A 25,622-nucleotide genomic window follows, 5' to 3' on the forward strand; every position below is an offset into this window, starting at 1 on the left:
CCCGTATAACCGAGTCATTTAGACAACCCGTAATCCCCTCGGTGTTTGCCGGGTCTGAAGGAGCAGAAGCAGCATGCGCACATCGGAAATCGCCAAGCGTTTCCTCGATTATTTCCAGGGCAAGGATCATCTGGTGGTTCCCTCCGCCTCCTTGATCTCGCCCAATCCCACCACGCTCTTCACCATCGCCGGCATGGTTCCCTTCATCCCCTACCTGCTGGGGGAGCAGACCCCGCCCAAGAACCGCATGGCCAGCAATCAGAAGTGCGTGCGTACCCTGGACATTGATGAGGTGGGTAAGACCACCCGTCACGGCACCTTCTTCCAGATGCTGGGCAACTTTTCCTTCGGCGACTACTTCAAGGAGGAGGCCATCCACTATGCCTGGGATCTGCTGACCAAGCCCCAGGACCAGGGCGGCTACGGCTTCGACCCCGAAACGATCTGGGTCACCACCTACACCGACGATGACGAGGCTCGTTCACTGTGGAAGAACGAGGGTTTCGACCCAGAGCACATGGAAATCCTGGGCATGGAGGACAACTTCTGGACAACCGGCGGCCCCGGCCCCGGCGGACCGTGCTCCGAGATCTACGTGGATCGCGGCCCTGCCTATGGCAAGGAGGGCGGCCCCTCGGCAGACGAGAACCGATACATCGAGATCTGGGATCTGGTCTTCGAAAACTACGAGGTGGACAATGTCCGATCCAAGACCGACCTGCACATCGTGGGCGAGCTGGAGCACAAGAACATCGACACCGGTGCCGGACTGGAGCGTCTGGCCTACCTGCTTCAGGGCAAGCAGAACATCTATGAGACCGACGAGGTCTACCCTGTCATCCAGGCGGCCGAGAGCCTGTCTGGTCGGCACTACGGCGACGACGCCCAGGATGACGTGCGCTTCCGTGTGGTGGCCGACCATGTCCGCTCGGCCCTGATGATCATGAGCGACGGAGTCCGCCCCAGCAACGTCGGTCGTGGCTACGTGCTGCGTCGTCTGCTGCGCCGGACCATCCGCTCCATGAAGATGCTGGGCGTGGACCAGGAGGTTCTGCCCCAGCTCTTCCCAGTCTCCAAGGAGGCCATGGCCCCCAGCTATCCGGAGCTGAACGACACCTTCTCTGATGTGTCCGAATCGGCCTATGGCGAGGAGCTGTCCTTCCGCCGGACCTTGGACAAGGGAACCACCCTTCTGGATACTGCCGTCAACAAGGCCAAAAGCGGGAAGGGCGAACCTGAGGTGTCCGGCAAGGATGCCTTCACTCTGCACGACACTTATGGGTTCCCCATCGAGCTGACCCTGGAGATGGCTGCCGAACAGGGAGTCAAGGTCGATCAGGACGAGTTCCGGAAGCTCATGAACGAGCAGAAGTCCAGGGCTCGCGCCGATGCTATGAAGAAGCGGCACAACGTGGACCTGAGCGTCTACGACGATATGCGCAAGAGTCTGGCCGAGCCTCAGGTCTTCCTGGGCTACACTGACTTTTCCAGCCGGTCAACCGTCCTGGGCATCATCCAGGAGGGCAAGGGAGCGGTTCCGGCTGTCAAGGCACCTGCCCAGGTTGAGGTGATTCTGGACCGCTCGCCCTTCTATGCCGAGGCCGGCGGTCAGCTAGCCGATCAGGGTGAGATACTGGCCGACGATGGGGCCGTCCTTGAAGTGGACGACGTGCAGAAGCCCATCAAGGGGTTGACCATCCACCGTTGTCGGCTGACCGAAGGGACGCTGACCCTGCAGGCCAAGGTCACGGCCACCATCGACCGGAACCGGCGCGGCGCCATCGCCCGCTCACACACCGCAACGCACATGGTCCACAAGGCCTTGCGAGAGGAACTGGGTCCCCAGGCCACGCAGCGCGGTTCTGAGGATGCGCCCAACAGGCTGCGTTTCGACTTCCAGTGGTCGCAGGCCCCCAGCCGCCAGGCCATGGATGCGGTGGAATCCCGCGTCAACGACCGCCTGCGAGACAACCTGGCTGTGACCACGCAGGAGATGAAGTACGACGATGCCATCGCCCTGGGCGCCATGCACCTGTTCGGGGAGAAGTATGGCGACGTGGTCCGTGTGGTCTCCATTGGCGAGGACGGCTGGAGTCGTGAGCTCTGCGGGGGAACCCATGTGGACCATGTGGGCAAGATCGGCGCGGTCTCCATCTTGTCCGAAGCCTCGGTGGGCACCGGCGTTCGTCGTGTCGATGCCGTAGTGGGTCAGGGGGCATACGAGTACAACGCCCGTGAGCACGCCCTGGTCTCACAGCTCTCAGACAAGCTCAACGCCCGCCCTGACGAGCTTGAGTCCAGGATCTCTGCCCTGCTGGCCAAGCTCAAGGAGTCCGATCGCCGACTGGCAGCAACCTATGAGCAGCAGATGGCCCAGGCTGTGCCAGAGCTGGCCAACCATGCTCTGCACGCCCCAGGCGAGGTCAAGATCGCCTCTCGGAATATGGAGCATTTTGGCTCGGTCGATGCCCTGCGCAAGACGGTAACCGACCTGCGGGCCCGCATGGGCGATGAATACCCGGTTGTGGTTGCTTTGGCCGGTGTCAGCGAGGATGAGAAGCCTGTCATCTTTGTAGCAACCAATCAGGCTGCACGTGACCGCGGTCTTAGGGCCGGCGACCTGGTCAGGACGGCATCCAAGGTCCTGGGAGGCGGCGGTGGTGGCAAGCCTGACTTCGCCCAGGGTGGTGGCCAGGATGCTTCAGCCATTGATCGGGCCTTGAAAGCCCTAAGCGATCAGGTCCGAGAGGGCTGAGCCTCCCGTGCGATTACAGACAGGCGCGTGGCTGGGGGTGGATCTTGGCGAAGCCAGGGTGGGTCTGGCCCTGTCGGACCCTGAGTTGACCCTGGCCTTCCCCGTTGGCAACATCAGGGTTCAGGGCGATTACTTCCAGGCCTTGGACCAGGTGGAAGACCTGATCATGAATAAATGCGTGTCCAGGGTCGTAGTCGGTCACCCCCTGCTCCTGAGCGGCCAGGCTGGTCGCAGCGCTAAAAAGGCGGTCCGTTGGGTGCGCGCCCTGACTGGACGTCTGCAGAAGGCCGCTCAGGATGCTGGCATCGCCCCCGATCAGCTGCCCAGTGTAGTATTGCTAGACGAACGATTGACGACCGTCAGCGCCCATCGTCAGCTATACGATGCCCGTGTTGACGGGCGAAAACATCGTCCTATGGTCGATCAGCAGTCCGCTGTTGTACTGCTACAGTCGGCCCTGGATGACCAACGTGTCGACAAGGAGTGGTAATTGGCCGACGACATGCAGGAATTCTTCCAGGACAAGGTCCAGTGGGTTGCCGATGGGCAGGCACCGGTTTCCATCATGCCGCCGCGTCCTCCTCGTTCACGTCGTGAGATGCGCCGTCGGCGTGAAAGGCACAAGCGCCGTCAGCGGATTATGGTTCTCCTCATCGCTTTGGCCGTGGTGGTTGCTGCCTCCTGCGTGGTGATTCTGGTGGGCGGGCTACGCCATGGAACTCCCAGGATCGTAGCCACCAAGGAAGTCGCCCCTGATTATCCCGGCCCTGGTGGAGCGCCGGTGGAGTTCACGGTCGAGAGCGGCCAGGGGGCTGATCAGGTCGGTGCCAACTTGGTCAAGGCTGGAGTGGTCAAGTCCACGGAGGCCTTTTTGCACGCCATCACCAGCGCCCAATCCGAGTCCAGGCTGGTGCCCGGCACCTTCGATCTGCGTCTGCGGATGAAAGCCTCCGATGTCGTGACCATTCTGACTGACCGGAACAAGGCCGGAGGCTTCCTACAGGTAAGGGCCGGCGAGCGGGTACGTGATGTGATTGCCAGGGCCGCTCAGCTCTCTGGGGTGCCGCAGAGCGAATTCGATGCCTTGGTTCAAGCCAAGGGGGATGGGATTCTGCCCCAGGAGGCCCAGGGAGGCTTTGAAGGTTGGCTGCAGCCCGGGGAGTACGATGTGCGCAAGGCCGGGTCGGCCAAGGCCATCCTGACCAACCTGGTCTCCAAGCGTATTGAGCATCTGGATCAGCTGGGCGTACCCGGAGGTCAGGAACGGCAGACCATCCTGAATACAGCCTCGATTACCGAAGCCGAGGTCAACAAATCGGAATACTACGGCAAGGTGGCAAGGGTCATCGACAACCGCTTGGCCAAGGGAATGCCCTTGGGCATGGACAGCACGGTGGCCTACTCCAACAACGTCTCGGCCTTGAAGCTGACCGATGCCATGCTGCAGAACGCCGACGACCCCTACAACACCAGGGTCCACCAGGGCCTGCCTCCAGGCCCCATCGGCAGCCCGGGAGACGAGGCCATCCAGGCGGCCATGCACCCGGAGTCGGGCAACTGGCTCTATTTCGTGACCGTCAACATGGACACGGGGGAGACCAGGTTCAGCGACAACCAGGATCAGTTCAACCGAGATGTCAAGGAATACAAGGCCTGGGAATCAAAGCACAACGAGCAGAACAATTAGCACCATTTTCTTGGAATTTGAGGATCCCAACCCCGGTCAGGCGCTTGCCGGCTCTAGATGGCATCAATGGCCAGGGCCACTGCCGCTGCTGCGAGGATGACCGGGACATAGGCCAGCGAGAGAGGGTTGTTCGTTCTGGCCGACCTGCGGCGACGAGCCAACCAGACCAGAGCCAGGGAAACCAGCCCCAGCAGGCCCATCATCAGCCACCAGACCAGAATGGTCGTCCATCCCAGGACAGACAGGCTCAGGGCGACCAGACCTGTAGCCGTCACGTCGCCCAGTCCCAGAGCGCCGGGTCGGATTAGGGCCAGCAGGAGCTGAAGTCCCGCACATGCCAGAGTCAGCAGCAGGCACTGCGCCAGTAGCGTCGGACGGCCCTTGATCAGGGAAAAGACCAGCAGGGTCACGGTCTGCAGCACCAGCCCGAAGAGCACCAGAAGACGTGGGACTCGCCGGGAGCGGATGTCTATCAGGGCCAGGAGGAGGGCGGTGAGCAGTCCCGGCGCTGGGATGAGGTAGACCATCTTCTAAGATAATCATACGTAGCCCTAACCTGGCAAACGAGGAACAAACGAGGAGCTTGAATATGTTGCGCTGGCAGACGGCAGGGGAATCCCACGGAGAGGCCTTGGTGGCCATGATGGAGGGTCTGCCCGCCGGTGTCGCCGTGTCCACCAAGGATATCGAATCGGCTTTGGCCCGTCGTCGGCTGGGCTATGGCCGTGGGGCCAGGATGGGATTTGAGCAGGACAAGGTGCGACTGCTGACCGGAGTCAGACATGGACGGACGCTCGGTTCACCAGTGGCCGTCGAGATCGGCAACACGGAGTGGCTCAAGTGGGAGCGGATCATGAGCGTGGACGAGCTGCCTGCCGATCAGGAGCCCCCGGCGACCGGTCGCAACGCCCCTCTGACCAGGCCCAGGCCAGGCCATGCCGATCTGACTGGTATGCGCAAGTACGGGTTTACGGATGCGCGTCCAGTCCTTGAGCGCTCATCTGCCAGGGAGACCGCCTCCAGAGTGGCCTTAGGATCGGTGGCTGCCGACTTCCTGCAGCAGGCCCTGGGCATACGGACCGTTTCCCACGTCATCTCCATAGCCGGGGTCGGGCTGGAGGGGCATGAGGCTACGCCCGGCCCTGAAGACGGACCCGCCCTGGATGCCTCTCCGGTCAGGACCTTGGACAAGGACGCTGAGAAGCGGATGGTGGCCAGGATCGATCAGATCAAGAAGGACGGCGACACCGCCGGTGGGGTCTTCGAGGTCATCGCTTATGGCGTGCCTGCAGGACTGGGCACTTATGTGGAGGACGATCGGCGTCTGGATGCGGCCTTGGCCAGCGCCTTCATGGGCATTCAGGCCATCAAGGGCGTGGAGATCGGTGATGGATTCAGCGAGGCTGATCGCCCCGGATCACAGGCCCATGACGAGATGGAGCCCGGTCCTGACGGCACCATCCGCAGACTCAGCAACCACGCGGGCGGCCTGGAGGGTGGCACATCCAACGGCCAGCCCATCAGGGTGAGGGCCGCCATGAAGCCTATCTCTTCGGTGCCCCGAGCCCTGCGGACGGTGGATGTGGCCACCGGCCAGCCTGCCCAGGCTATCCATCAGCGTTCCGACGTGACTGCAGTGCCTGCCGCCGCAGTGATCGGCGAAGCCATGATGAACCTGACGCTGGCACGATTCGCCTTGGAGAAGTTCGGCGGCGACTCGCTCGAGGAGGTTCGGCGCAACGCCCAGGCCTACCTCCAGTCTTGGCCCGAGCATCTGCGGTAGGGGGCGGTCTTGCATGATTGAAAGCAGCAGCATGCCCAAGGCCGTCGTCATCGGCATGCCCGGTGCGGGCAAGACCCGTCTGGGCAGGGAGACGGCCGCCCTGATCAAGGTGCCCTTCCGGGATACGGACCAATGCGTTGAGGAAGAAGCAGGTCTGTCGGTCAGCGAGATCTTCGACAGCCAGGGCGAGCAGGTCTTCCGCGGTATGGAGACCAGGACGGTCCTGGACCTCTTGAAGGATTTTCCCAGCGGCATCCTGTCCCTGGGAGGCGGTGCTCCCATGAGCATCGAGGTCTTCCAGGCGCTGCAGGACTATCGGCGGGCTGGCGGTGCTGTGGTCTACCTGCAGATCGACCCTGAGGAGGGGATCAGCCGAGCGGCTCACTCGGATCGTCGCCCCCTTCTTCGCGGCGGCGCATCGGAGCGCTGGATGGCTCTCTATCGTGAGCGTCGCAGCGTCTACCAGGGGCTGGCTACCATCACCCTCAAATCCAGGAACACCACCCCCTGGGCCCTAGCCCGACGGCTAGCCGATGCCTTGACTGAGCGGGTGGTTCACGTCAGCGGTCCCTATCCCTATGATGTGAGGATCGGCACCGGGGTGACCGGGCGACTGCATGAGCTGCTTGGCGACCAGACCATGAGGGTGGCCCTGATTCACACCCAGCCGGTCCAGCGTCATTCCGACCATGCCCGGGCCCTGCTTCGCCAGGCCGGGTATCAGGTGGTGGATTTGACCATTCCGGACGCGGAGGCAGGCAAGACCATCCAGGTCAGCCAGGGTATCTGGGAGCGCTTGGCCACCGAGGGCTTCACCCGTTCCGACGCGGTTGTGGGATTGGGAGGGGGAGCGGCCACAGACCAGGCCGGGTTTATCGCCGCTACTTGGATGCGCGGCATCCGCTATGTGAACTGCCCCACCTCCCTGCTGGCTATGGTTGATGCCTCCACCGGAGGTAAGACCGGCATCAACATGGAGCAGGGCAAGAATCTGGTCGGCAGCTTCTACACCCCTGCCGGCGTCCTGGCTGATCTGCGGACTCTGCGGACCCTGCCCAACGAGATCTTCGTAGAGGGCCTGGGAGAAGTGGCCAAGTCCGGTTTCATCATGGACGGAGGTATTCTGCGTGAGCTGGAGGAGCGGGCTGACTGCCTGCGAGCCTTCGACGGACAGGAGTCTGACCAGTGGCTGGGCACGGTGGTCCAGGATCTGATCGAACGCACCGTGGAGGTCAAGGCCCGGCACGTCTCAGTGGATCTCAAAGAGTCCGGCTTGCGGGAGTTCCTCAACTATGGCCACACCTTGGGCCACGCCATCGAGAAGATCGAACACTTCACCTGGCGGCATGGTCAGGCCGTCTCAGTGGGCATGGTCTTCGCGGCCGAGTTGGCCAGGATCACCGGCCATCTGGATCAGGAGGCGGTCGACTACCACCGGCAGCTTCTGTCTTCCCTGGGCCTTAGAACCTGGTGGGATGGTGGCGATTTCGACCATGTGCTGACCCTTATGCATCGGGACAAAAAGGCCCGTGGCAACAAGTTGCGGTTTATCATTCTTGATGGTTTGGGCAAACCCACCCACCTGGACGACCCGCCGGTCTCGGCGCTCAAGGAGGCCTTCCAGGCCATACGCAAGGAGGAATGACAAATGGCGGAAGCCGACAAGGGCAGGCAGACGGTTCTGGTGGTCAACGGACCCAACCTGGGTCGGCTGGGTGTGCGCGACCCTGATGTCTACGGTCGTCAGGATCTGGAGACACTGACCCGGGACTGCGAACAATGGGGTCAGCAGCTGGGCCTGGATGTTCAGGTGCTGCAATCGGACGACGAGGGCCAGGTCATCTGTTGGATGCATCAGGCGGTAGACCAGGGCAGCGCGGTGGTACTCAACCCGGCGGCCTTTACCCACTACAGCTATGGACTTGCCGATGCCGCCGTCCAGGTCACCCAGGCAGGGCTGCCACTGATGGAGGTTCATATTTCCAATCCTTCATCCCGGGAGGCCTTCCGCCGACGCAGCGTCATCTCGCCGGTGGCCACCGGCACCATCACCGGCCTGGGCTTCTACGGCTACCGGCTGGCCTTGGAGGCAGTGGCTCACCTGCAGGAGAGCGCATGAGAGACAGCGGAGAGATCGGCAAGAAGCTCTCTGCACCGCCCAAGGCCATCCTTGTCCGCGGCGCCAGGGTCCACAACCTGCGCAATCTGGATGTCGACGTTCCTTTGAATCATCTGGTGGGCATCGCCGGGGTCTCGGGCTCCGGAAAGTCCTCCCTGGCTCTGGGGGTCCTCTATGCCGAGGGCTCACGGCGCTACCTGGAATCCCTGTCCACCTACACCAGGAGGCGGATGACCCAGGCCCAGCGCCCTCAGGTGGACTCGGTGCGTTTCCTGCCCCCCGCATTGGCCCTGCGTCAACGCCCGGGCGTGGGCGGCATGCGCTCCACCTTCGGCACCGCCACCGAGCTGCTTAACGTGCTTAGGCTGATGTTTTCCCGGCTGGCCAGCCACGTCTGCCCCAATGGCCATCGGCAGGAGCCCACCCTGGCAGTGGCAGCCGAGATGACCATCAGCTGCCCTATTTGCGGTGCAAAGGTGGAGCCTCCCAGCGCCGAGGAGCTGGCCTTCAACTCCCTGGGGGCCTGCCCTGCCTGCCAAGGGACCGGGACCGTGCGCGAGGTGGACGACGCCACCCTGGTTCCCGATGGCAGCCTGACCATCGACCAAGGGGCCGTGGTGCCATGGCGGACCTTCGGCTTCAACGTCCAGCCCGACATCGTGCGCGAGTTCGGAGTCCGCACCGACGTGCCCTGGCGGGATCTGACCGATCGGGAACGAAAGATCGTCTTCGAGGGGCCAGCCGAGAAGAAGCACATCACCATTACTTCAATCAAGGGTGTCCATGAGCTGGACTTCACCTTCCGCAACGCACGGCTGACCGTGACCGAGGAGCTCAAGAGAGCCAACGACGACAAGCGCCTGGCCAAGGTGTCCAAGTTCCTGACCGAACGGACCTGCCCGGACTGCAAGGGCACCCGGCTCAACCAGCGGGCGCGTCTGCCCGAGATCAACGGAGACAACCTAGCCGAGGTCACCTCCTGGCCTCTTGATCGGGTGCTGGACTGGGGTCGGAAGCTGCCGCCCACGCTGCCTGAACCTATGCGGCCCATGGCGTCGGCCCTCTGCAAGACCCTGGATGAGATGGGCAGGCGACTGATTCAGTTGGGACTGAGCTACCTGACCCTGGACCGCTCCAGCGCCTCCCTGTCTACCGGGGAGCGGCAGCGGGCCCAGCTGGCCAGGGCTGTGCGCAATGAGACCACTGGCGTGCTCTATGTGCTGGACGAGCCCTCGACCGGCCTGCATCCTGCCAACCTGGAGGGGCTTACAGGGGTCATGCGCGACCTGCTGGCCGACGGCAATTCGGTGGTTTTCGTCGACCACGACGTCAAGGTTCTGCAATCAGCCGACTATCTGATCGAAATGGGTCCCGGAGCAGGGGAGCGCGGCGGCAGGATTTTGGCCCATGGAGCCCCTGAGCAGATCGCTGCAGACCCGGACTCGCGTATTGCCGGTTTTCTGGATGGACGCGAGCCTGTTCTGGTACGGGACCGGCATCCCATGCCTGCAGAGAATGAGTGGATCCGTATGCAATCAGGACCCATTCACACAGTCCACCCTCTCGTTCTAGCCATTCCCCGTGGGTGCATGACGGCAGTGACCGGTGTATCCGGCTCAGGAAAGACAACCATGATCCTGGAGTCTCTGGTCCCGGCTTTGCAGGCCCGCATTCAGGGCGACCCCATGCCCAAGCATGTACACAGCCTGGAACCAGCGGGCATCGACAGGGTCCGGCTGGTGGACTCCTCGCCCATAGGCATCAACGTGCGCTCCACGGTGGCCACTTACTCGGGGCTGATGGTCCGGCTGCGTCGCCTCTTCGCGGCCACTGACCAGGCGAAAAAGGACAAGTTGGGCATCTCTGCATTCTCCTATAACACCGGATCCCTGCGCTGCCCCCAGTGTGACGGGACCGGGCAGATCAGCCTGGATGTGCAGTTCCTGCCTGACATCCCCATCACCTGCCCTAGCTGCCATGGTCGTCGATACCGTCCGGAGGCCGAGCACTACCGTTTGTCCACGCCGGCCCACGCGGAGCCGATGAGTCTGCCCGATCTGCTAGCCATGGAGGTGGGCCGTGCCCTGGAGGTCTTCGCACAGGGCCGCGAGTACACAGCCATCCGCCGAGGCTTGCAGACATTGAAGGACCTGGGCTTGGACTACCTGACCCTGGGGGAGGACACCCCCTCCCTGTCTGGAGGGGAGGCCCAGCGGCTGAAGCTGTCCAACGAGTTGGGCCGTAGGCAGAATGGCTCCATGTTCGTTCTCGATGAGCCCACCACAGGCCTGCATCCCTTGGATGTGCGCGTCCTGATCGGAGTACTGGAGCGCCTGGTCAGCAAGGAGGCCACGGTGGTCTTCATCGAACACGATCTGGACATGATCGCCAACGCCGACTATGTGGTCGATATGGGTCCGGGGGGCGGCGATCGAGGCGGAAGAATCGTGGCCCAAGGGGACCCGGAATCCGTGGCTCGCAACCCGGATTCGGTGACCGGCCGCTACCTGGCCGACCACCTGCATTTGAGCCGTCCTTGAATCAGTCAGTCCTCCTCGAGTGTTGGCCGGTTTCTGGTCGCTCCCGCCTGATAGGCTGAAGTTCCATGGTCAGAGAACATGGAAATCCGCAAGGGCATATTACCAAACACATTTTCGTCACCGGCGGCGTGGTCTCTTCGCTGGGCAAGGGACTGACCGCATCATCTCTGGGTCGTCTACTGAGAAGCCGTGGAATCCGCGTTCTTCAACAGAAGCTGGATCCCTACATCAACGTCGATCCAGGGACCATGAACCCCTTCCAACACGGCGAGGTCTATGTGACCGAGGATGGGGCCGAAACCGACCTGGACATCGGCCATTACGAGCGTTTCACCGACGTCTTCCTCTCCCAGAAGGCCAATGTAACTACCGGCCAGATCTACCAGTCCGTTCTGCGCAAAGAGCGGGCGGGGGAGTACCTGGGCCAGTGCGTCCAGGTCATTCCCCATGTGACCAATGAAATCAAGAGCCGCATGCGGGCCCAGGCCAGTGACGATGTGGATGTAATCATCACCGAGATCGGAGGGACTGTGGGCGACATCGAGTCACAGCCCTTCATGGAGGCCGCTCGCGAGGTTCGTCGGGACATCGGTCCGGACAACTGCATGTTCGTTCATGTCTCGCTGGTGCCCTATGTGGCAGCCGCCCACGAGCTGAAGACCAAGCCCACCCAGCACTCGGTCATGGCCCTGCGCCAGCTGGGCATCGCCCCCGATGCCTTGGTGTTGCGCTCTGACAGGCCGCTCAACCAGGGCATCAAGGACAAGATCTCCCTGATGTGCGACGTGGATGCCGAGGGCGTGGTCAACTGCGTGGATGCGCCCAGCATCTACGACGTGCCCAAGATCCTCTATAAGGAGGGTCTGGATACCTACGTGGTGCGCAAGCTGGGGCTGCCCTTCCACGACGTCGACTGGAACGAGTGGGAGGACCTGCTGGACCGGGTCCACAACCCCCGTACCAAGGTGACCGTCGCCATCGTGGGCAAGTACATCGACCTGCCTGACGCCTACCTGTCGGTCATCGAAGCTCTGAAGGCCGGCGGCTTCGCCAATCGGTCCCAGGTCCAGGTCAAGCTGGTGGCAGCCGACACCTGCGAGACCATGGATGGCGCCCGCAAGGCCCTGGAGGGCGTTGACGGCATCGTGGTTCCCGGAGGCTTCGGCATCCGTGGCATCGAGGGCAAGATTGGCGCTTTGCGCTACGCCCGTGAGACCGGCCTGCCCGCCTTGGGACTCTGCCTGGGTCTGCAGTCCATGGTCATCGAATTCGCCCGTCACGTCCTGGAGCTGGAGGATGCCAACTCCTCGGAGTTCGAGCCTGACTGCGAGAACCCGGTCATCGCCACCATGGAGGAGCAGAAGGAAATCGTGGCCGGCCATGGCGACATGGGCCACACCATGCGGCTGGGCGCCTACCCGGCAGTGCTCAAGCCCGACTCCCTGGTAGCCCGGCTCTATGGCTCCACTGAGATCTCAGAACGCCACCGCCACCGCTATGAGGTCAACGTGGCCTACAAGGAGCGGCTGGACAAGGCCGGCCTGCACATCTCAGGCACCAGCCCGGACGGGCAGCTGACCGAGTTCGTGGAGCTTTCCCAGGACCAGCACCCCTTCTATGTGGGCACCCAGGCCCACCCGGAGTTCAAGTCCCGGCCCACCAAGCCGCATCCTCTCTTCACCGGCCTGGTCAAGGCCAGCCTGGAGCACGGAGGCCAGGAGGCGGCCTGAAGTCAATTCCTTTCGGACTCTTCCGGTAAGATCGCCCGTTTCCCTCTTATAGGGAAGCGGGCGATTGTCCATATCGGCGCTTTCGCCGAAAGGAAGGGTCGGATTCCTTAGAGAGCGTAAGCCCGGGTCTGGCGGTTCACCAGTGCCACGGTTATCCTGTAAAGGTGTGATCGGCCGCATATGGTGGCCGTGCGTGTGTTAGGAGGTCTCAGCTCGTGGACAGCACCTCGCAGCGGACAGACACATCGCGGGATGTGGAAATGAGCCAATATGTGGCCGACCGCTCCCGCGTCAATGAAGAAAAAATCAAAAAAGACGACCAGATCATCTCCGAGTTCGGCGACTACACCTATGGCTGGCACGACTCCGATGATGCCGGTCGCAACGCTCACAAGGGCATCGACGAGGACGTGGTCCGGGCCATCTCGGCCGACAAGGGCGAGCCTGACTGGATGCTGCAGATGCGACTCGAGGGCTATCGGGCTTTCATGGACAAGCCCATGCCCAAGTGGGGCGTGGATTTAAGCGGGTTCGATGCCGACGACTTCAAGTACTACGTCAAGCCCTTGAAGGAGCAGGCCAAGGATTGGAAGGAACTGCCCGACGACATCCGCACTACTTACGACCGGCTGGGCATCCCCGAGGCCGAGAAGAAGCGGCTGGTCTCCGGTGTAGCCGCCCAGTACGAGTCCGAGGTCATCTACAATTCCATCCGTGACGACCTGCGCAAACAGGGGGTTATCTTCCTGGATACGGATACGGCCCTGAAAGAGTACCCGGACCTCTTCCGCAAGTACTTTGCCACGGTCATTCCCCCGGACGACAACAAGTTCGCCGCCTTGAACACGGCGGCCTGGTCGGGTGGCTCCTTCGTCTACGTGCCCAAGGGAGTACATGTGGACATCCCCCTGCAGGCCTACTTCCGGATCAACACGCCCAACATGGGCCAATTCGAGCGCACGCTGATCATCGCCGACGAGGGTTCCTACGTCCATTACGTGGAGGGCTGCACGGCCCCCATCTACTCCACCGACTCCCTGCATGCGGCCAATGTGGAAATCGTGGTCGAGCCTCACGCCCGTGTGCGCTACACGACGGTCCAGAACTGGTCCAACAACGTCTACAACCTGGTCACCCAGCGTGCCTATGTACGCGAGGGCGGCACCATGGAGTGGGTGGACGGCAACATCGGGTCCAAGGCGACCATGAAGTACCCGGCCTGCATCCTTGCCGAGCCCTACGCCAAGGCCGAGACCCTCTCCCTGGGCTTCGCCGGCAAGGGACAATACCAGGACACGGGCGCCAAGATGATTCACCTGGCACCCCACACCTCCTCAACCATCGTCTCCAAGTCCATCTCCCGCAACGGGGGAAGGGCCGCATACCGGGGCCTGGTCAAGATCATCAAGGGTGCCGAGAAGTCCTCTTCTTCGGTGGTCTGCGATGCCCTGCTGGTGGACGACTACTCCCGGTCGGACACCTACCCGCACGTGGACGTTCGCGAGGACGACGTGTCCATGGCCCACGAGGCCACCGTCTCCAAGGTCTCCGAGGACCAGCTCTTCTACCTGATGAGCCGCGGTCTGGAGGAGAAGGAAGCCATGGGCATGATCGTGCGGGGGTTTGTGGAGCCTATCTCCCGGCAGCTGCCCATGGAGTACGCGTTGGAGCTCAACCGCTTGGTCGAATTGCAGATGGAGGGTTCGGTAGGCTGATGTCACAGAAGAGCGAAATAACCATTCCGCATGCGGATCCCAAGGACCCATACGCTTTCCCGGCAACCATGCCGTCCAGCGCCGACAAGGAGCCCCGCTCCTTCAATCCTGACGACTTCCCCATGCCCACCCGCAAGCAGGATGACTGGCGGTTCACCCCCATCGACCGAATGGAGGAGTTCTTCGCTGTCTTCAAGCCCAGCGGTCTGACCAGGGTCTCGGTCACCATGATCGACGGGTCCGTCCCTCCCGCAGATCAGGTCAGCTTCAGCCAGATTCCCATGGCTCAGGCTCCCTGCGGCACTGTCCTCAAGCCCAGCGACCGAGCGGCAGCCGTGGAGTGGGCGAGCGGCAAGCAGGCGACTGTGGTCAACCTCAGAGGCACCTTGGATCAGCCCGTGCTGGTCCGTGTCAATGGCGGCGGCCCCGAGTTGGATGCCTTCCACTTGGTCATCAAGGCAGAGGCGGGCACCAAGGCCGATCTGGTGGTCGAGCACCAGGGCCAGGCACGTCTGGCTGAGGGCGTTGAAATCGACATCGGTGACAAATCGCAGATGTCGACCACCTTCATCCAGGAGTGGGACAAGGGCAGCAAGCATGTAGGCAACCATCGCATTCACCTGGGAGCCGAGGCCTCTCTGCGTCACTCTGTAGTCAGCCTGGGCGGCGATGTCGTGCGGCTGCGCATGGACCAGGACTTCGGCGGCGAGCAGGGCGACCTGAACATGTTGGGTATCTACTTCGTCGACCCCGGCCAGCACATGGAGCACAGGACCATGGTGGTGCACAACCATCCCAACTGCAAGTCCCGCGTGGTCTACAAGGGGGCCCTGGATGGAATCGGCGCGCACACCACCTGGGTGGGTAATGCGCTCATTCAGCCTACCGCGCCTGGAACCGACTCCTACGAGCTCAACCGGAATCTGGTGTTGACCCCTGGGGCCATCGCGGATTCCGAGCCCAACCTGGAGATCGAGAACGGCGACATCATCGGGGCAGGCCATGCCAGTTCGGTTGGGCGCTTCGACGACGAGGAGCTCTTCTACCTGCAGTCCCGCGGCATCCCCGAGCAGGAGGCCCGCAAGCTGGTGGTTCGAGGCTTCTTCGGAGAACTGGTGGAGGAGATTGACGTCCCCAGCGTCTCCGGGCACCTGATGGGGGTCATCGACCGCAGGCTGGCGGCCGGCGAGGATCAAGAGATGCAGCACGTTTTGGAGGAGAACTGACATGTCCACATTGGAAATCAAGGATCTGCACGTCTCAGTGGAGACCAAGGAGGGTCGCAAGCAGATCCTCAAGGGGGCCACGCTGACCGTCCACTCCGGTGAAACCCACGCCATCATGGGGCCCAACGGGTCGGGCAAGTCCACCCTGGCCTATACATTGGCCGGCCATCCCAAGTATGAGGTGGATTCGGGCCAGGCCCTGCTGGATGGGCAGGATCTGCTCAAGATGACCCCGGACGAGCGGGCCAAGGCAGGGCTCTTCCTGGCCATGCAGTACCCGGTAGAGGTGCCTGGCGTGTCCATGACCAACTTCCTGCGTACTGCCAAGACCGAGGTCGACGGCAAGGCCCCGGCCATCCGCCAGTGGACCAAGGATCTGAATGATGCCATGAAGCGGCTGCGCATGGATCCCAAGTTCGCCCGGCGCTCGGTAAACGAAGGCTTCTCAGGCGGCGAGAAGAAGCGGGCCGAGGTCCTGCAGCTGGAGCTCCTCAAACCTAAGTTCGCCATCCTGGACGAAACCGACTCCGGGCTTGACGTGGACGCTCTGCGCATCGTCTCCGAAGGGGTCAACAGGGCCAAAGGGAAAACCGGCATGGGCGTGCTCATGGTCACCCATTACACCAGGATTCTCAAGTATATCCAGCCTGACATCGTCCACGTTTTCGCCGACGGTCGCTTTGTGAAGACCGGCGGTCCCGAGCTGGCCGACACCCTGGAGGAGACCGGGTACGACCAGTACCTGCCAGAGGGTGCCGACTCCGAATCGGCCCTGGCCTGAGGATAAGAGAAGAGGTCCGCAATGGTCATTGATGACAGCATTCGGCAGCAGTTTCCGATTCTGGACCAGCAGGTGCATGGCCACCCCTTGGTTTATCTGGACTCGGCTGCCACTGCCCAGAAGCCCCTGGCGGTCATCGATGCCGTTCGGGACTTCTACCTGAAGGACAATGCCGGGGTGCACCGGGGCGCCCACGAACTGGCTGCCCGCAGTACCATGGCCTTCGAGCATGCACGCTCACGCGTGGCCGCCTTGGTCGGCGCAGAAGGCCAGGAGGGCGGCGAGGAGATTGTCGTCACCGCCGGGGCCACGGCTGCTCTGAACCTGCTGGCCACCGCCTTCGGCAATGCCAGCCTGGGTCGTGGAGGCAAGGCGGCACGTAGGTTCGCCCTGAAGCCCGGGGATGAGGTCGTGGTCAGCAAGGCCGAGCATCACTCGGTTCTCCTGCCCTTCCAGGAGCTCTGCTACCGGACTGGGGCAGTCCTCAAGAGTTTCGATCTGGACCCGGATGGCCGTGTTCTGGCCGATACCGCCGACCAGGTCATTACCGAGCGGACCAAGGTGGTCGCCGTCACCCACGTCAGCAATGTGACCGGCGCCATTACTGACATCAAGCCCATTGTCCGCCGTGCCCATCAGGTGGGCGCCCTGGTGGTGCTGGACGTATGCCAGTCGGTGCCTCACCTGCCTATCGATCTGCACGCCATGGACGTGGACTTCGCTGCCTGGAGTGCGCATAAGATGTATGGCCCCACCGGCGTGGGCTTCCTCTATGGCCGTCGAGAGCTGCTTGAGGCCCTACCACCGGCGTCATTCGGCGGATCCATGGTGGAGCTGGCCTATCTGGACCGTCCAGCCAGCTATATGGATCCGCCAGCCCGGTTTGAGGCTGGCACCCAGCCGGTTGCACAGATGATTGGCGCTGGCGTAGCTGCCGATTGGCTGATGGATCTGGGCATGGAGAACGTGGCTGAACACGAGAAGGCCATCGCCATTGGTCTGTTGAGGGTGGGGGAGTTGGATGGGGTACGTATCCTAGGGCCGACCACTCCAGAGGACCGGATCGGCACGGTCGCCTTCGACGTGCAGGGGGTCCATCCCCACGACGTGGGTCAGTATGTGGATTCGCGCGGTATTGCCATCCGCGTAGGACACCATTGCGCTCAGCCGGTCCATCGACACTTCGGTCTGATGGCCTCCAACCGGGCCTCGACCGGTGTTTACAATACTGTGGCCGACACGGATGCCCTGCTGGATGCCGTTTCCGGAGTCCGCAGGTTCTTCCGGGTGGCGTGAGGGTCTTCACCGGCAGCGCATCGACGGTTTTGGCTAAGACATACTGGTAGGTTTAAGGACATGGCAGATTTCGGGATGGATGACGAGGATCTGGAGCAGATGTACCAGGAGGTGATCCTGGACGCGGCAAGGGATCCTCACGGGCGTGTAGGGGATCAGGCTGATGGGGGAGAAGACTCTGACGGCGACGGCGTGACCATCAGGGTGGAGCACGAGGCCTGCCTGGCTGCCGAGTCCCATCAGTTCAATCCCACATGCGGGGATCAGGCAACCATTCATGTGGAGGTGGCGCCTGGCGAGCAGGGCGGCCCCGACCTCATCCAGCGAATCGTCTGGCAAGGTTCAGGCTGCTCCATCAGCCAGGCCAGCCTGTCCATCATGGTGGATCTGGTCCAGGGGCAGACCGTTGACCATGCCATGGACCTGGCTGCTGACTTCCGCAAGCTTATGGAATCGCGCGGAGCTGGCATCGAGGATGAGAAGGCGCAAGATGCCCTTGGCGATGCCATGGTCTTCCAGGGCGTGTCCAAGTATCCCATGCGAATCAAGTGCGCCCTCCTGGGCTGGGAGGGTATGAAGGCCTCGGTGGCCCAGGCCCTGTCAGCTGGGCGGGTGGGCGACAAAGCTGTGAAGGAGGAGCAGGCATGAGCGGCAACACGAATCTGGTGCCCGAACCCCAGGACTCCATCCTGGCCTCGGTGGGCAGGGCCATCAGCGATCCAGGCACGGCACAGGCCTTGGCTGGCAATCCCCTGGGCGCAGAAACGGTTCTGAAGTCGGCCGAGGGAGGTTCCATGCGTCAGGTCGATGGTCAGGCGAACAAGGAGTCTGATTTGGCCAAGGCCGGCGATCAGCGCGCCGACCAGACTGCCTTTGAAGTCTCCCCCGAAGGTGAGTCAGCGGATCAAGGCTCGAATGACCAAACTTCGGCTAGCGAGCAGGTCACCAATAGCGAGAAAACAGTTGACCAGAATGCTGCTGATGCTGAGGCCGCCGCTGAGGAGGCCATCCCTCTCAAGGCCGTCGACGACATCGGCCGGGCCACCGCCGAGGATGTCAGGGAGGCCCTGCACCAGGTCATCGATCCCGAGCTGGGCATTGATGTGGTCGACCTAGGACTGGTCTATGGCATAGAAATCGACGAACTGGGAAGGGCCATCATCACCATGACTCTGACCACGCCAGCCTGCCCGCTGACAGACCTGATTGAGGACCAGTGCGCCAGTGTCCTGGCGGGCCTGGTCGAGGAGTTCCGCATTGACTGGACCTGGTCGCCGCGTTGGACCCTGGACATGATCACTCCTGAGGGTCGTGAGCAGCTGGCCGCCATCGGCTTCAACTTCGAGAACATGCCCACCTATCAGTGAGGCCATCTGCCAGGTAGGTCGTTTCAGGTCCTTCCATGCGAATATACTGATGATTCCGGTCCGCCGTGACCGGCACGGCGCATGAGAGAAAGCACAGTGAAATGGCATTGACCATGGGCTGGAAACTTCATGGCGACGGGAAAACATTGGCTCCGGGCGAGGTAGTAGAACCGGATGAGCGACTCACATGGCCACGTACGGCCGGGATCGGTGCCCAGCACGTCATCGCCATGTTCGGTTCCACTTTTCTAGTCCCTATTCTGACCGGATTCGACCCCTCCACTACCCTCTTCTTCACGGCCATGTCTACGGCCCTCTTCCTTCTTATCAACCGTAACCGTCTGCCCTCCTACCTGGGCAGCTCTTTCGGTTTCATCGCCCCGGTCCTGGCAGTGACCACCGCCCACAAGGGTCTTGCTGTGGCCTCCTTCGGGATCATGGTCACCGGCGCCTTGCTCTTCCTGATTGGCCTGATTGTCCACTTCGCAGGCTCGCGATGGATCGATATGATCATGCCCCCGGTGGTCAACGGCGCCATCGTGGCCATCATCGGCTTCAATCTGGCCCCCTCGGCCTGGAAGAATTTCAAATCGGCCCCGCTGACCGCCCTGGTCACCCTGGTGGCCGTCATGCTGATAGCCGTGCTCTTCAAGGGCTTGATCGGCCGTCTCAATATTCTTCTGGGCGTCATCGTCGGCTACATCTTTGCGGTCGCCCAGGGCCAGGTCGACTTCGCAGCTGTGGAAAAGGCCGCCTGGTTCGGTCTGCCTCACTTCCACACTCCTCAGGCCGACCCTTCAGTCTTGGCCATGTTCATCCCTGTGGTGCTGGTCCTGGTGGCCGAGAACATCGGTCATGTCAAGTCTGTGGCCCTGATGACCGGGCGCGATTATGACGATCAGATCGGAACCGCCCTTATGGCCGACGGTCTGGGCACTACGCTGGCCGGGCTGGGAGGAGGCTCGGGCACCACCACCTACGCAGAGAACATCGGCGTCATGGCTGCCACCAAGGTCTATTCCACAGCCGCCTACTGGTGCGCCGCCATCTTCGCCTTCCTGCTCTCCCTCTGTCCCAAGTTCGGTGCCGTCATCAACACCATTCCCACCGGCGTTCTGGGCGGGGTCACCACCATGCTCTACGGCATGATCGGCATGCTGGGCATCCGCATATGGGTTGAGAACAAGGTGGACTTCGGCAAATCCGTCAACATGACCGTGGGCGCCGTCGTCATGATCGTGGGCATCGCAGACTTCACCTTCGCAGTGGCTGGAGTCAGCTTCAACGGCATCGCTATTGGCTCTGTGGCTACTCTGGCCATGTATCACGGTCTCAAGGCCATCGGCCGCTGGCGGGGAACTATCGACCCGGACGACTACATCCATGAGGATTCGCAAGCCGTCTCCCAGCAGAGCTGATTGCGCCATGTCCGCCCGGCATTCCCTGGTTGCCTGATGCTCGAACCTTAACTGCTGACAAGTATCGCCTGACGCCAAAGATTGTCCGGTATTAAGTACGCAGCCATGCAGTGAAGAGACTCAGGGCAGCAGGAATTCGCTACGCAGCAGAGGGCTCAGTTGGTTGGTTGTCTTAGTCAGCTGGCAAGGCTCGGCTAGCATGCCTGCTGGGGTCTGGTTGCGTAGAAGGCTACGGCGCTTGATGCAGCCACGTTCAGACTGTCCACGTCGTGGCTCATGGGGATGCGCACGGTCAGGTCCGCCCGGGCGATGGTCCTGTGGCTGAGCCCGTCGCCTTCTGTACCGAATATCAGGGCCAGACGATCGATTTGATCGGGCCCGGGTCTTAGACGCTCGGCCAGATCATCCAGGCTGATGGCATCCCGGTTCAGGGCCATGGCTGCAGTGGTGAAGCCCAAATCGTGCAATTGGCGCATGCCCTGGTCGGGCCAGGCGTGGACGTCGTCGCCACCAATCCTTGTCCAGGGAACCTGAAAGACCGTGCCCATGGAGACTCTCGCGGCCCTTCGGTAAAGGGGATCAGAGCAGGAGGGGGTGACCAGGACCGCATCTACCTGCAGGGCCGCCGCAGAACGCATCAGGGCGCCGATGTTGGTGTGATCAACAATGTTCTCCATGACGGCCACCCGTCTTGCCGAGCGGCAGATATGCTCGACTGTGGGCAGCGGCCAGCGTCTCATGGCCGCCAGCGCGCCCCGATGCAACCGGTAGCCGGTGATGGTCTTGAGCTGTGCGGGGCTGGCTACGTAGACGGGAACGTTGGGCCCGAAGGCAGCGTCCACCTGGTCGAACATGGAATGCATCCCCTCCAGCCAGGTCTCTTCCACCAGGAAGGAGATAGGCTCAACCCCGGCATCCAGGGCGCGGGCGATGACCTTGGGGGACTCGGCGATGAACAGGCCCTTGGCAGGCTCCAGACGATTGCGCAGCTGCGGCTCGGTCAGCCTGGTGTATGCCTCGATTCTTTCATCGTCTATGGAGTCGATTCTCACCTTGAGCACGCCTGCAGCTCCTTTTCCCGGTCCTGAGAACAGCATAGGCGGCGCAACCGAAAACATCCGGTCGCGCCGCCTAAGGCAGTTGAAATTCAGCTCAGGTAAGCTATCACTGCCTCTCTTGTGCAGCCTGACTATCGGCGGCAGCAATGCGCTTTGCGATGTCGCCCTGAGGGCCAAGCTCCGGCAGCAGCAGGACGAAGACATCGGAGAGCAGGAAGATCATGCTTTCCAGCCCCAGGTTGAGCACGTAGTTGCCCTTGCTGATCGAGGAGATGATGATAGGCAACAGGAAGGCGCAGAGAAGACCAACAGTGCTGACCAGACCACCGGCGCTTCCGGCATACTTGCCGCGAATCTCAGGCAGGGCGAAGGGCATGGCCTGGACGATGGGGCCGTTTATGGCACCAAAGGCGCCTGAAATGAACATGATGCAGCAGAGCAAACCCACAACAGGGGCCTTCTTCAGCATCAGCACCACTGCCCAGAAGTAGACCATGAGCGCCGTACCCACTAGAATGGTGGCGAAGAGGTAACCCTTCCACTTGCCAAGACGAGAGCTGATCATGGGCCCGACGATGGATCCTGCGATGGAGCCCAGGGCCGCTGCTGAGGCGACAAGACCGGCTGATGTCTTGTTGAAGCCGTTGTTGTTGATCAGCGTTTGGGGAATGAATCCCGCGAAGGCGGTAGATGCAGCCATGGAGCAGCCGTAGCAGAGGGCGATCAGCCAGACATTGCGACTCCGTGCTGCGACGTTAAAGTACTTGAGCGGAGAATCGGTGGCTGGTGGCAGATGCACTCCTTCAGGAGCGTCACGAATCAGAAAGATCCAGAGCAGGCTTGCCACCGTCAGGATGATAGCTGCGCTCAGATAGGAGTTGCGCACCGAGAACCGGGGAGCAACCATTTGGGCCAGAATGACCCCGATGCCGGCCGATCCATAGAAGAATCCCATGGCAATCTGCGTCTGATCGCCGAACCAGACGCTGAAGATCTTGACCAGATTGGCGTTCAAAGCCGCAATGCCGGCCCCCAGCAGGAACATTGAGAGCATCTGCAGCGGGAAGTTGAGGCCGAAGGTCCTGATGTAGGCGCCGACCACGGCTATGGCCAGACCGGTCAGGACTACCTTCTTGGGGCCAACACGGTCACCGATGGTGCCCATGGGGATGCTGAGAAATACTGCAGTCAGCATGGGCATGAGCAGCAGCGTCGAGAATCCGGCTTGGTCGATGTGCAGCATGGGCATCAGGTAGACCGCCAGAGCGGATATCTGGTACTGCATGTAGTTGGACAGGATGCCGATCAGGCAGACCACGGCCGCGATGACCCAGCGGTAATTGGATGATTTTCGAGTGTTCATGTTCTCTCCCTCCACGGTTTACGTGGAACAGGCAGCTTAGTGACGGTCTCCATCCAACAGGCACTCCTCGAATGCCGGACGGAGCAGATCGATGTTCTCCTTGTTGACGTCCCGGCGCAGGTTCCAGCCGTTTTCGTCGATGACCATGGTGTCTGGATGGCCGATGCTGTAGGGCTTCCAGGCATCGCCTACGCCGCTGACAGGATGGCCGGTGGCGGCGAAGGAGCACCAGGCGTCGTTCATCTCGTCCGACAGATGCATGGGCGGCACCTCGCCGGTCAAGGTCTCGGGCAGGTCAGGCCGTTGGGTGTTATGCAGCACGAAGGGCAGTTCAATGGCATGGCATGATCCCATTCCGGGGATCTTGGAGGCGTAGGTGAACAGGTACTGGTAGACGGTGCTGTACTTGGACTGGTACTCGCACATGAGGTTGGTGCCAACCCTGAAGCCGATCTGGTTGGCGTACTCCAAGTAGCGCTCGGCGGGATCTTCTCCTGGGTGGGCCTGCTCCCAGAGCTTCTCGTAGTGTTCGGAGTCCAACTTGCCATCAAAGTGGAAGATAGCCTGGTGGTGCCAGAAGTCAGGCATTTCGTTGCCAAAGTCCTTGAAGTAGAGCTTCCAGTAGGCAAACTCGTCGGCGTTGCAGCCCAGCATGATCTCTACGTCCTTTGCGGCACCGTCCTTGAATGCCTGTAGGGGCTTGGCCGGAAGGTAGTCGCCATCGGTGGTGGGAGCGAAGATCAGCGAGATCTCATGGATGTGCTTGGTAAAGAACTCTCCGGTGAACTTCATCATGATGTCGCCGACAGGCAGGGTCGCCAGCTCCTGGGCAGTCTTGCAACCCATCATCTCCATGAACTCGCGTGCGTAGGGAGCCGTGGAGTCCGGGGTGTTGTAGAGCTGGATGGGGCCGGATTCGCCGATGGCTCTTTGGAAGAGCCCCTTGGCAGCTGGAGCGACGGTCAGCAGCATAGTGGAGCCTGAACCGCATGATTCGCCAAAGAGGGTGACCCGGTCAGGATCTCCGCCGAAAGCGGCGATGTTCTCCTGAATCCACTGCAGGGCGGCGACCTGGTCCATGAGTCCCAGATAGCCTGACTGCCGGTATTCGTCGCCTCCAGGCAATCCGGCCAGGTTCATGTACCCGAAGAGGTTGACCCGGTAGTTGATGGTGACATAGACGACATCGTTGCGCTTGGTGAAGTTGCTTCCGTCGTACATAGGGTCGGACGAACCGCCCTCCACGTATGCGCCGCCGTGGATGAAGACCATGACGGGCAGCCTTTGGGCGCCCTCATGGCCGACCCAGACGTTCAGGGTCAGGCAGTCCTCGCTCTGCTGGCGGCGTGAGGCATACATGACTGGGTCGTATTTTTGCAGGGCGGAATCCCCGAAGTGAGTGCAGTCGTAGTCGCGGTGCTCGGGATCCAGATGCTCCGGGGCCTTCCAGCGGCGTGCGCCCACGGGAGGTTTGGCGTAGGGGATGCCCAGGTAGGCGACAGTCCCCTGAGAGGTGGTGATGCCATGGTAGGTGCCAAATTCTGTGGTGACAGTTGGCATGATTTTCCTTTCCAGGAGGTAATGATCGGTCGGCGGCTGTGTCCCCGTCGACCTTGGATAAATGTCACCCTATGGCCTGGTGTCAGCCGAAGGTCAAATCGGGTGGAAGGGCAGTGTGCAGCTTTGGGTCTGAAGATTCATATAGGGGGCAAAACACTGACAGAACGAGGATTTCAGGCTGATACGATGGATTACGTCCATAAAGATGCAGGGGAGGGGAGTATGGAAAACCCTAGGGTCGGACCAGACCCGTGCAGGAGGCAGCCATGGAAGCCGAGGTAGATGACACAGAGAGCCTGATCGAGGAGGGCTACACCATCCGTCAGACGGCACGCTTGTACGACATCACCACTGAGACCCTGTATTACTACGAGCAGATCGGGCTGGTGGTGCCCCGACGCAATCCGGTCAACGGTTATCGACTTTATGGGCCGAACGACTTTGCTCGGCTCAACGTCATACAGGCCCTTCGGAAGCTGGATTTCAGCCTGGACCGCATAGGACATTACTTGAAAAATCGCACCTTCGATGCCACCCTCTCGCTGATTGACGAGGAGGTGGAACGTGTTGACAGCCAGATGCGGTATTTGGCCTCCATCAAGCGTGGCCTCTTGAGCAGCCTGCAGAAGTATACGCATGCCATGACTTCCATATCCCCGGCACGGACCGTAATCGTCCACCGTCCCTTGCGTCACTGCGCCCTGGTGGCGGACCACATGATCGGCTACGACAGGATACCCTTCGCATTCGCCCACTACACGGCACTGCACCACGAGACGCTGCAGATCCTCAATACGCTGACCTGTTATCAAGTGGATGCTTCACGTCCGGTCAAGGGCTGGTTCCCGCCCAAGGCCATCCTGCTCTACTGCCCCGATCCAGGGTTTAGCGGTGATTATGATCTGCCAGCCGGCACCTATGCCTCCTGCACCTTTGTGGGCAGTTTTGCTCGCTGCAGACAAATCCATGGCAAGATGCTCGAAGATCTAAAGACCATGGGCTACCGTGTGGACGGAGATCCCTTGGAGTTCTGCCTCATCGGCGAATACGAGTCCAATGACTTCGATGAATATGTGAGCAGGATGGAGATCCCTGTAGTCTCCAACGACCTGGAATCGAGTGTCCGGAACGGGAGTTGAACCCGTACGCCTGTATATATATAGGCACTAGCACCTCAAGCTAGCGCGTCTACCATTCCGCCACCCGGACAGGTGCGTAATTGCA

The 25,622-nt window shown here is 61.5% G+C and carries 20 protein-coding genes and 1 tRNA gene; 16 read left to right on the forward strand and 5 right to left on the reverse strand.

Features of this window, described 5'->3' with window-relative positions:
• Window positions 1-73 precede the first annotated feature (73 nt).
• The 3 genes from alaS to mltG are packed head-to-tail and all read left to right on the forward strand — an operon-like array spanning window position 74 to window position 4,442.
• Window positions 74-2,755: an alanine--tRNA ligase gene (gene alaS, locus J3T92_RS04105; protein ID WP_267399870.1), complete on the forward strand. Its 2,682-nt coding sequence runs from the start codon at window positions 74-76 to the stop codon at window positions 2,753-2,755.
• A gap of 7 nt (window positions 2,756-2,762) precedes the next feature.
• Window positions 2,763-3,245, forward strand: a complete 483-nt coding sequence (gene ruvX / locus J3T92_RS04110) for a Holliday junction resolvase RuvX (RefSeq protein ID WP_267399871.1) — start codon at window positions 2,763-2,765, stop codon at window positions 3,243-3,245.
• The gene (gene mltG / locus J3T92_RS04115; protein WP_267399872.1) at window positions 3,246-4,442 is read left to right on the forward strand and encodes an endolytic transglycosylase MltG; all 1,197 of its coding nucleotides are present in this window, start codon (window positions 3,246-3,248) and stop codon (window positions 4,440-4,442) included.
• Between the two features lie 53 nt (window positions 4,443-4,495).
• Here mltG and J3T92_RS04120 read toward each other — a convergent pair whose 3' ends face one another.
• Entirely contained in the window at window positions 4,496-4,969 is a 474-nt protein-coding gene (locus J3T92_RS04120; RefSeq protein WP_267399873.1) for a prepilin peptidase, read from the reverse strand.
• Window positions 4,970-5,031: 62 nt separating this feature from the next.
• On the opposite strand from J3T92_RS04120, the gene aroC reads away from it, so the two are divergent.
• The 12 genes from aroC to J3T92_RS04180 all read left to right on the forward strand — a co-directional run bounded on the left by aroC (window position 5,032) and on the right by J3T92_RS04180 (window position 20,417).
• Window positions 5,032-6,225, forward strand: a complete 1,194-nt coding sequence (gene aroC / locus J3T92_RS04125) for a chorismate synthase (protein WP_220235903.1) — start codon at window positions 5,032-5,034, stop codon at window positions 6,223-6,225.
• A 13-nt stretch (window positions 6,226-6,238) separates the two neighbouring features.
• On the forward strand, window positions 6,239-7,870 hold the full coding sequence (locus tag J3T92_RS04130) for a bifunctional shikimate kinase/3-dehydroquinate synthase (RefSeq protein ID WP_267399875.1): 1,632 nt from the start codon (window positions 6,239-6,241) through the stop codon (window positions 7,868-7,870).
• Window positions 7,871-7,873: 3 nt separating this feature from the next.
• Entirely contained in the window at window positions 7,874-8,344 is a 471-nt protein-coding gene (aroQ, locus tag J3T92_RS04135; protein WP_220235901.1) for a type II 3-dehydroquinate dehydratase, read from the forward strand.
• Complete coding sequence (locus tag J3T92_RS04140) at window positions 8,341-10,884, forward strand: excinuclease ABC subunit UvrA (protein ID WP_267399877.1); 2,544 nt, start codon at window positions 8,341-8,343, stop codon at window positions 10,882-10,884. Before aroQ ends, J3T92_RS04140 begins: the two co-directional genes overlap by 4 nt.
• Before the next feature lie 65 nt (window positions 10,885-10,949).
• On the forward strand, window positions 10,950-12,614 hold the full coding sequence (locus tag J3T92_RS04145; RefSeq protein ID WP_220235899.1) for a CTP synthase: 1,665 nt from the start codon (window positions 10,950-10,952) through the stop codon (window positions 12,612-12,614).
• A gap of 260 nt (window positions 12,615-12,874) precedes the next feature.
• Window positions 12,875-14,329, forward strand: coding sequence for a Fe-S cluster assembly protein SufB (sufB, locus tag J3T92_RS04150; RefSeq protein ID WP_267400251.1), 1,455 nt, complete (start codon window positions 12,875-12,877; stop codon window positions 14,327-14,329).
• On the forward strand, window positions 14,329-15,555 hold the full coding sequence (gene sufD, locus J3T92_RS04155) for a Fe-S cluster assembly protein SufD (RefSeq protein WP_267399878.1): 1,227 nt from the start codon (window positions 14,329-14,331) through the stop codon (window positions 15,553-15,555). Before sufB ends, sufD begins: the two co-directional genes overlap by 1 nt.
• Before the next feature lies 1 nt (window position 15,556).
• Entirely contained in the window at window positions 15,557-16,336 is a 780-nt protein-coding gene (sufC, locus tag J3T92_RS04160) for a Fe-S cluster assembly ATPase SufC (protein ID WP_220235897.1), read from the forward strand.
• 21 nt (window positions 16,337-16,357) lie between these two features.
• Window positions 16,358-17,632 (forward strand): SufS family cysteine desulfurase, encoded by a 1,275-nt coding sequence (locus J3T92_RS04165; protein WP_220235896.1) that lies wholly within the window; start codon window positions 16,358-16,360, stop codon window positions 17,630-17,632.
• A gap of 60 nt (window positions 17,633-17,692) precedes the next feature.
• Window positions 17,693-18,280 (forward strand): Fe-S cluster assembly sulfur transfer protein SufU, encoded by a 588-nt coding sequence (gene sufU, locus J3T92_RS04170; RefSeq protein ID WP_267399880.1) that lies wholly within the window; start codon window positions 17,693-17,695, stop codon window positions 18,278-18,280.
• Window positions 18,277-18,999, forward strand: a complete 723-nt coding sequence (locus tag J3T92_RS09470; RefSeq protein WP_324123915.1) for a metal-sulfur cluster assembly factor — start codon at window positions 18,277-18,279, stop codon at window positions 18,997-18,999. The genes sufU and J3T92_RS09470 overlap by 4 nt, the downstream gene beginning before the upstream one ends.
• A 101-nt stretch (window positions 19,000-19,100) precedes the next feature.
• Window positions 19,101-20,417, forward strand: coding sequence for a uracil-xanthine permease family protein (locus tag J3T92_RS04180; protein ID WP_267399881.1), 1,317 nt, complete (start codon window positions 19,101-19,103; stop codon window positions 20,415-20,417).
• A gap of 194 nt (window positions 20,418-20,611) precedes the next feature.
• Here the strand turns inward: J3T92_RS04180 and J3T92_RS04185 are convergent, their stop codons facing one another.
• The 3 genes from J3T92_RS04185 to J3T92_RS04195 all read right to left on the reverse strand — a co-directional run bounded on the left by J3T92_RS04185 (window position 20,612) and on the right by J3T92_RS04195 (window position 24,398).
• Complete coding sequence (locus J3T92_RS04185) at window positions 20,612-21,478, reverse strand: TrmH family RNA methyltransferase (RefSeq protein ID WP_267399882.1); 867 nt, start codon at window positions 21,476-21,478, stop codon at window positions 20,612-20,614.
• Window positions 21,479-21,581: 103 nt separating this feature from the next.
• Window positions 21,582-22,838 carry an MFS transporter gene (locus J3T92_RS04190; RefSeq protein ID WP_267399883.1) on the reverse strand — a complete coding sequence of 419 codons (1,257 nt, stop codon included), beginning with the start codon at window positions 22,836-22,838 and terminating at the stop codon, window positions 21,582-21,584.
• Window positions 22,839-22,874: 36 nt separating this feature from the next.
• The gene (locus tag J3T92_RS04195) at window positions 22,875-24,398 is read right to left on the reverse strand and encodes a carboxylesterase/lipase family protein (RefSeq protein ID WP_267399885.1); all 1,524 of its coding nucleotides are present in this window, start codon (window positions 24,396-24,398) and stop codon (window positions 22,875-22,877) included.
• Window positions 24,399-24,664: 266 nt separating this feature from the next.
• Between J3T92_RS04195 and J3T92_RS04200 the strand changes: the two genes are divergently transcribed.
• On the forward strand, window positions 24,665-25,537 hold the full coding sequence (locus J3T92_RS04200; RefSeq protein ID WP_267399886.1) for a MerR family transcriptional regulator: 873 nt from the start codon (window positions 24,665-24,667) through the stop codon (window positions 25,535-25,537).
• Here J3T92_RS04200 and J3T92_RS04205 read toward each other — a convergent pair.
• Window positions 25,519-25,607, reverse strand: a tRNA-Leu gene (locus tag J3T92_RS04205). The two genes, J3T92_RS04200 and J3T92_RS04205, sit on opposite strands and share 19 nt — an antisense overlap.
• Between the last annotated feature and the right edge of the window lie 15 nt (window positions 25,608-25,622).

Origin of the sequence: Bifidobacterium sp. B4081 (genome assembly GCF_026537335.1) — a bacterium.
Lineage (GTDB): Bacteria > Actinomycetota > Actinomycetes > Actinomycetales > Bifidobacteriaceae > Bombiscardovia.

Excerpts from the sequence above, each read along its gene's own strand:
- alaS (WP_267399870.1), top strand. The coding sequence starts at position 74 with ATGCGCACATCGGAAATCGCCAAGCGTTTCCTCGATTATTTCCAGGGC.
- J3T92_RS04120 (WP_267399873.1), bottom strand. The coding sequence starts at position 4,969 with ATGGTCTACCTCATCCCAGCGCCGGGACTGCTCACCGCCCTCCTCCTG.
- aroC (WP_220235903.1), top strand. The coding sequence starts at position 5,032 with ATGTTGCGCTGGCAGACGGCAGGGGAATCCCACGGAGAGGCCTTGGTG.
- J3T92_RS04130 (WP_267399875.1), top strand. The coding sequence starts at position 6,239 with ATGATTGAAAGCAGCAGCATGCCCAAGGCCGTCGTCATCGGCATGCCC.
- aroQ (WP_220235901.1), top strand. The coding sequence starts at position 7,874 with ATGGCGGAAGCCGACAAGGGCAGGCAGACGGTTCTGGTGGTCAACGGA.
- J3T92_RS04140 (WP_267399877.1), top strand. The coding sequence starts at position 8,341 with ATGAGAGACAGCGGAGAGATCGGCAAGAAGCTCTCTGCACCGCCCAAG.
- J3T92_RS04145 (WP_220235899.1), top strand. The coding sequence starts at position 10,950 with ATGGTCAGAGAACATGGAAATCCGCAAGGGCATATTACCAAACACATT.
- sufB (WP_267400251.1), top strand. The coding sequence starts at position 12,875 with ATGAGCCAATATGTGGCCGACCGCTCCCGCGTCAATGAAGAAAAAATC.
- sufD (WP_267399878.1), top strand. The coding sequence starts at position 14,329 with ATGTCACAGAAGAGCGAAATAACCATTCCGCATGCGGATCCCAAGGAC.
- sufC (WP_220235897.1), top strand. The coding sequence starts at position 15,557 with ATGTCCACATTGGAAATCAAGGATCTGCACGTCTCAGTGGAGACCAAG.
- J3T92_RS04165 (WP_220235896.1), top strand. The coding sequence starts at position 16,358 with ATGGTCATTGATGACAGCATTCGGCAGCAGTTTCCGATTCTGGACCAG.
- sufU (WP_267399880.1), top strand. The coding sequence starts at position 17,693 with ATGGCAGATTTCGGGATGGATGACGAGGATCTGGAGCAGATGTACCAG.
- J3T92_RS09470 (WP_324123915.1), top strand. The coding sequence starts at position 18,277 with ATGAGCGGCAACACGAATCTGGTGCCCGAACCCCAGGACTCCATCCTG.
- J3T92_RS04180 (WP_267399881.1), top strand. The coding sequence starts at position 19,101 with ATGGCATTGACCATGGGCTGGAAACTTCATGGCGACGGGAAAACATTG.
- J3T92_RS04190 (WP_267399883.1), bottom strand. The coding sequence starts at position 22,838 with ATGAACACTCGAAAATCATCCAATTACCGCTGGGTCATCGCGGCCGTG.
- J3T92_RS04195 (WP_267399885.1), bottom strand. The coding sequence starts at position 24,398 with ATGCCAACTGTCACCACAGAATTTGGCACCTACCATGGCATCACCACC.
- J3T92_RS04200 (WP_267399886.1), top strand. The coding sequence starts at position 24,665 with ATGGAAGCCGAGGTAGATGACACAGAGAGCCTGATCGAGGAGGGCTAC.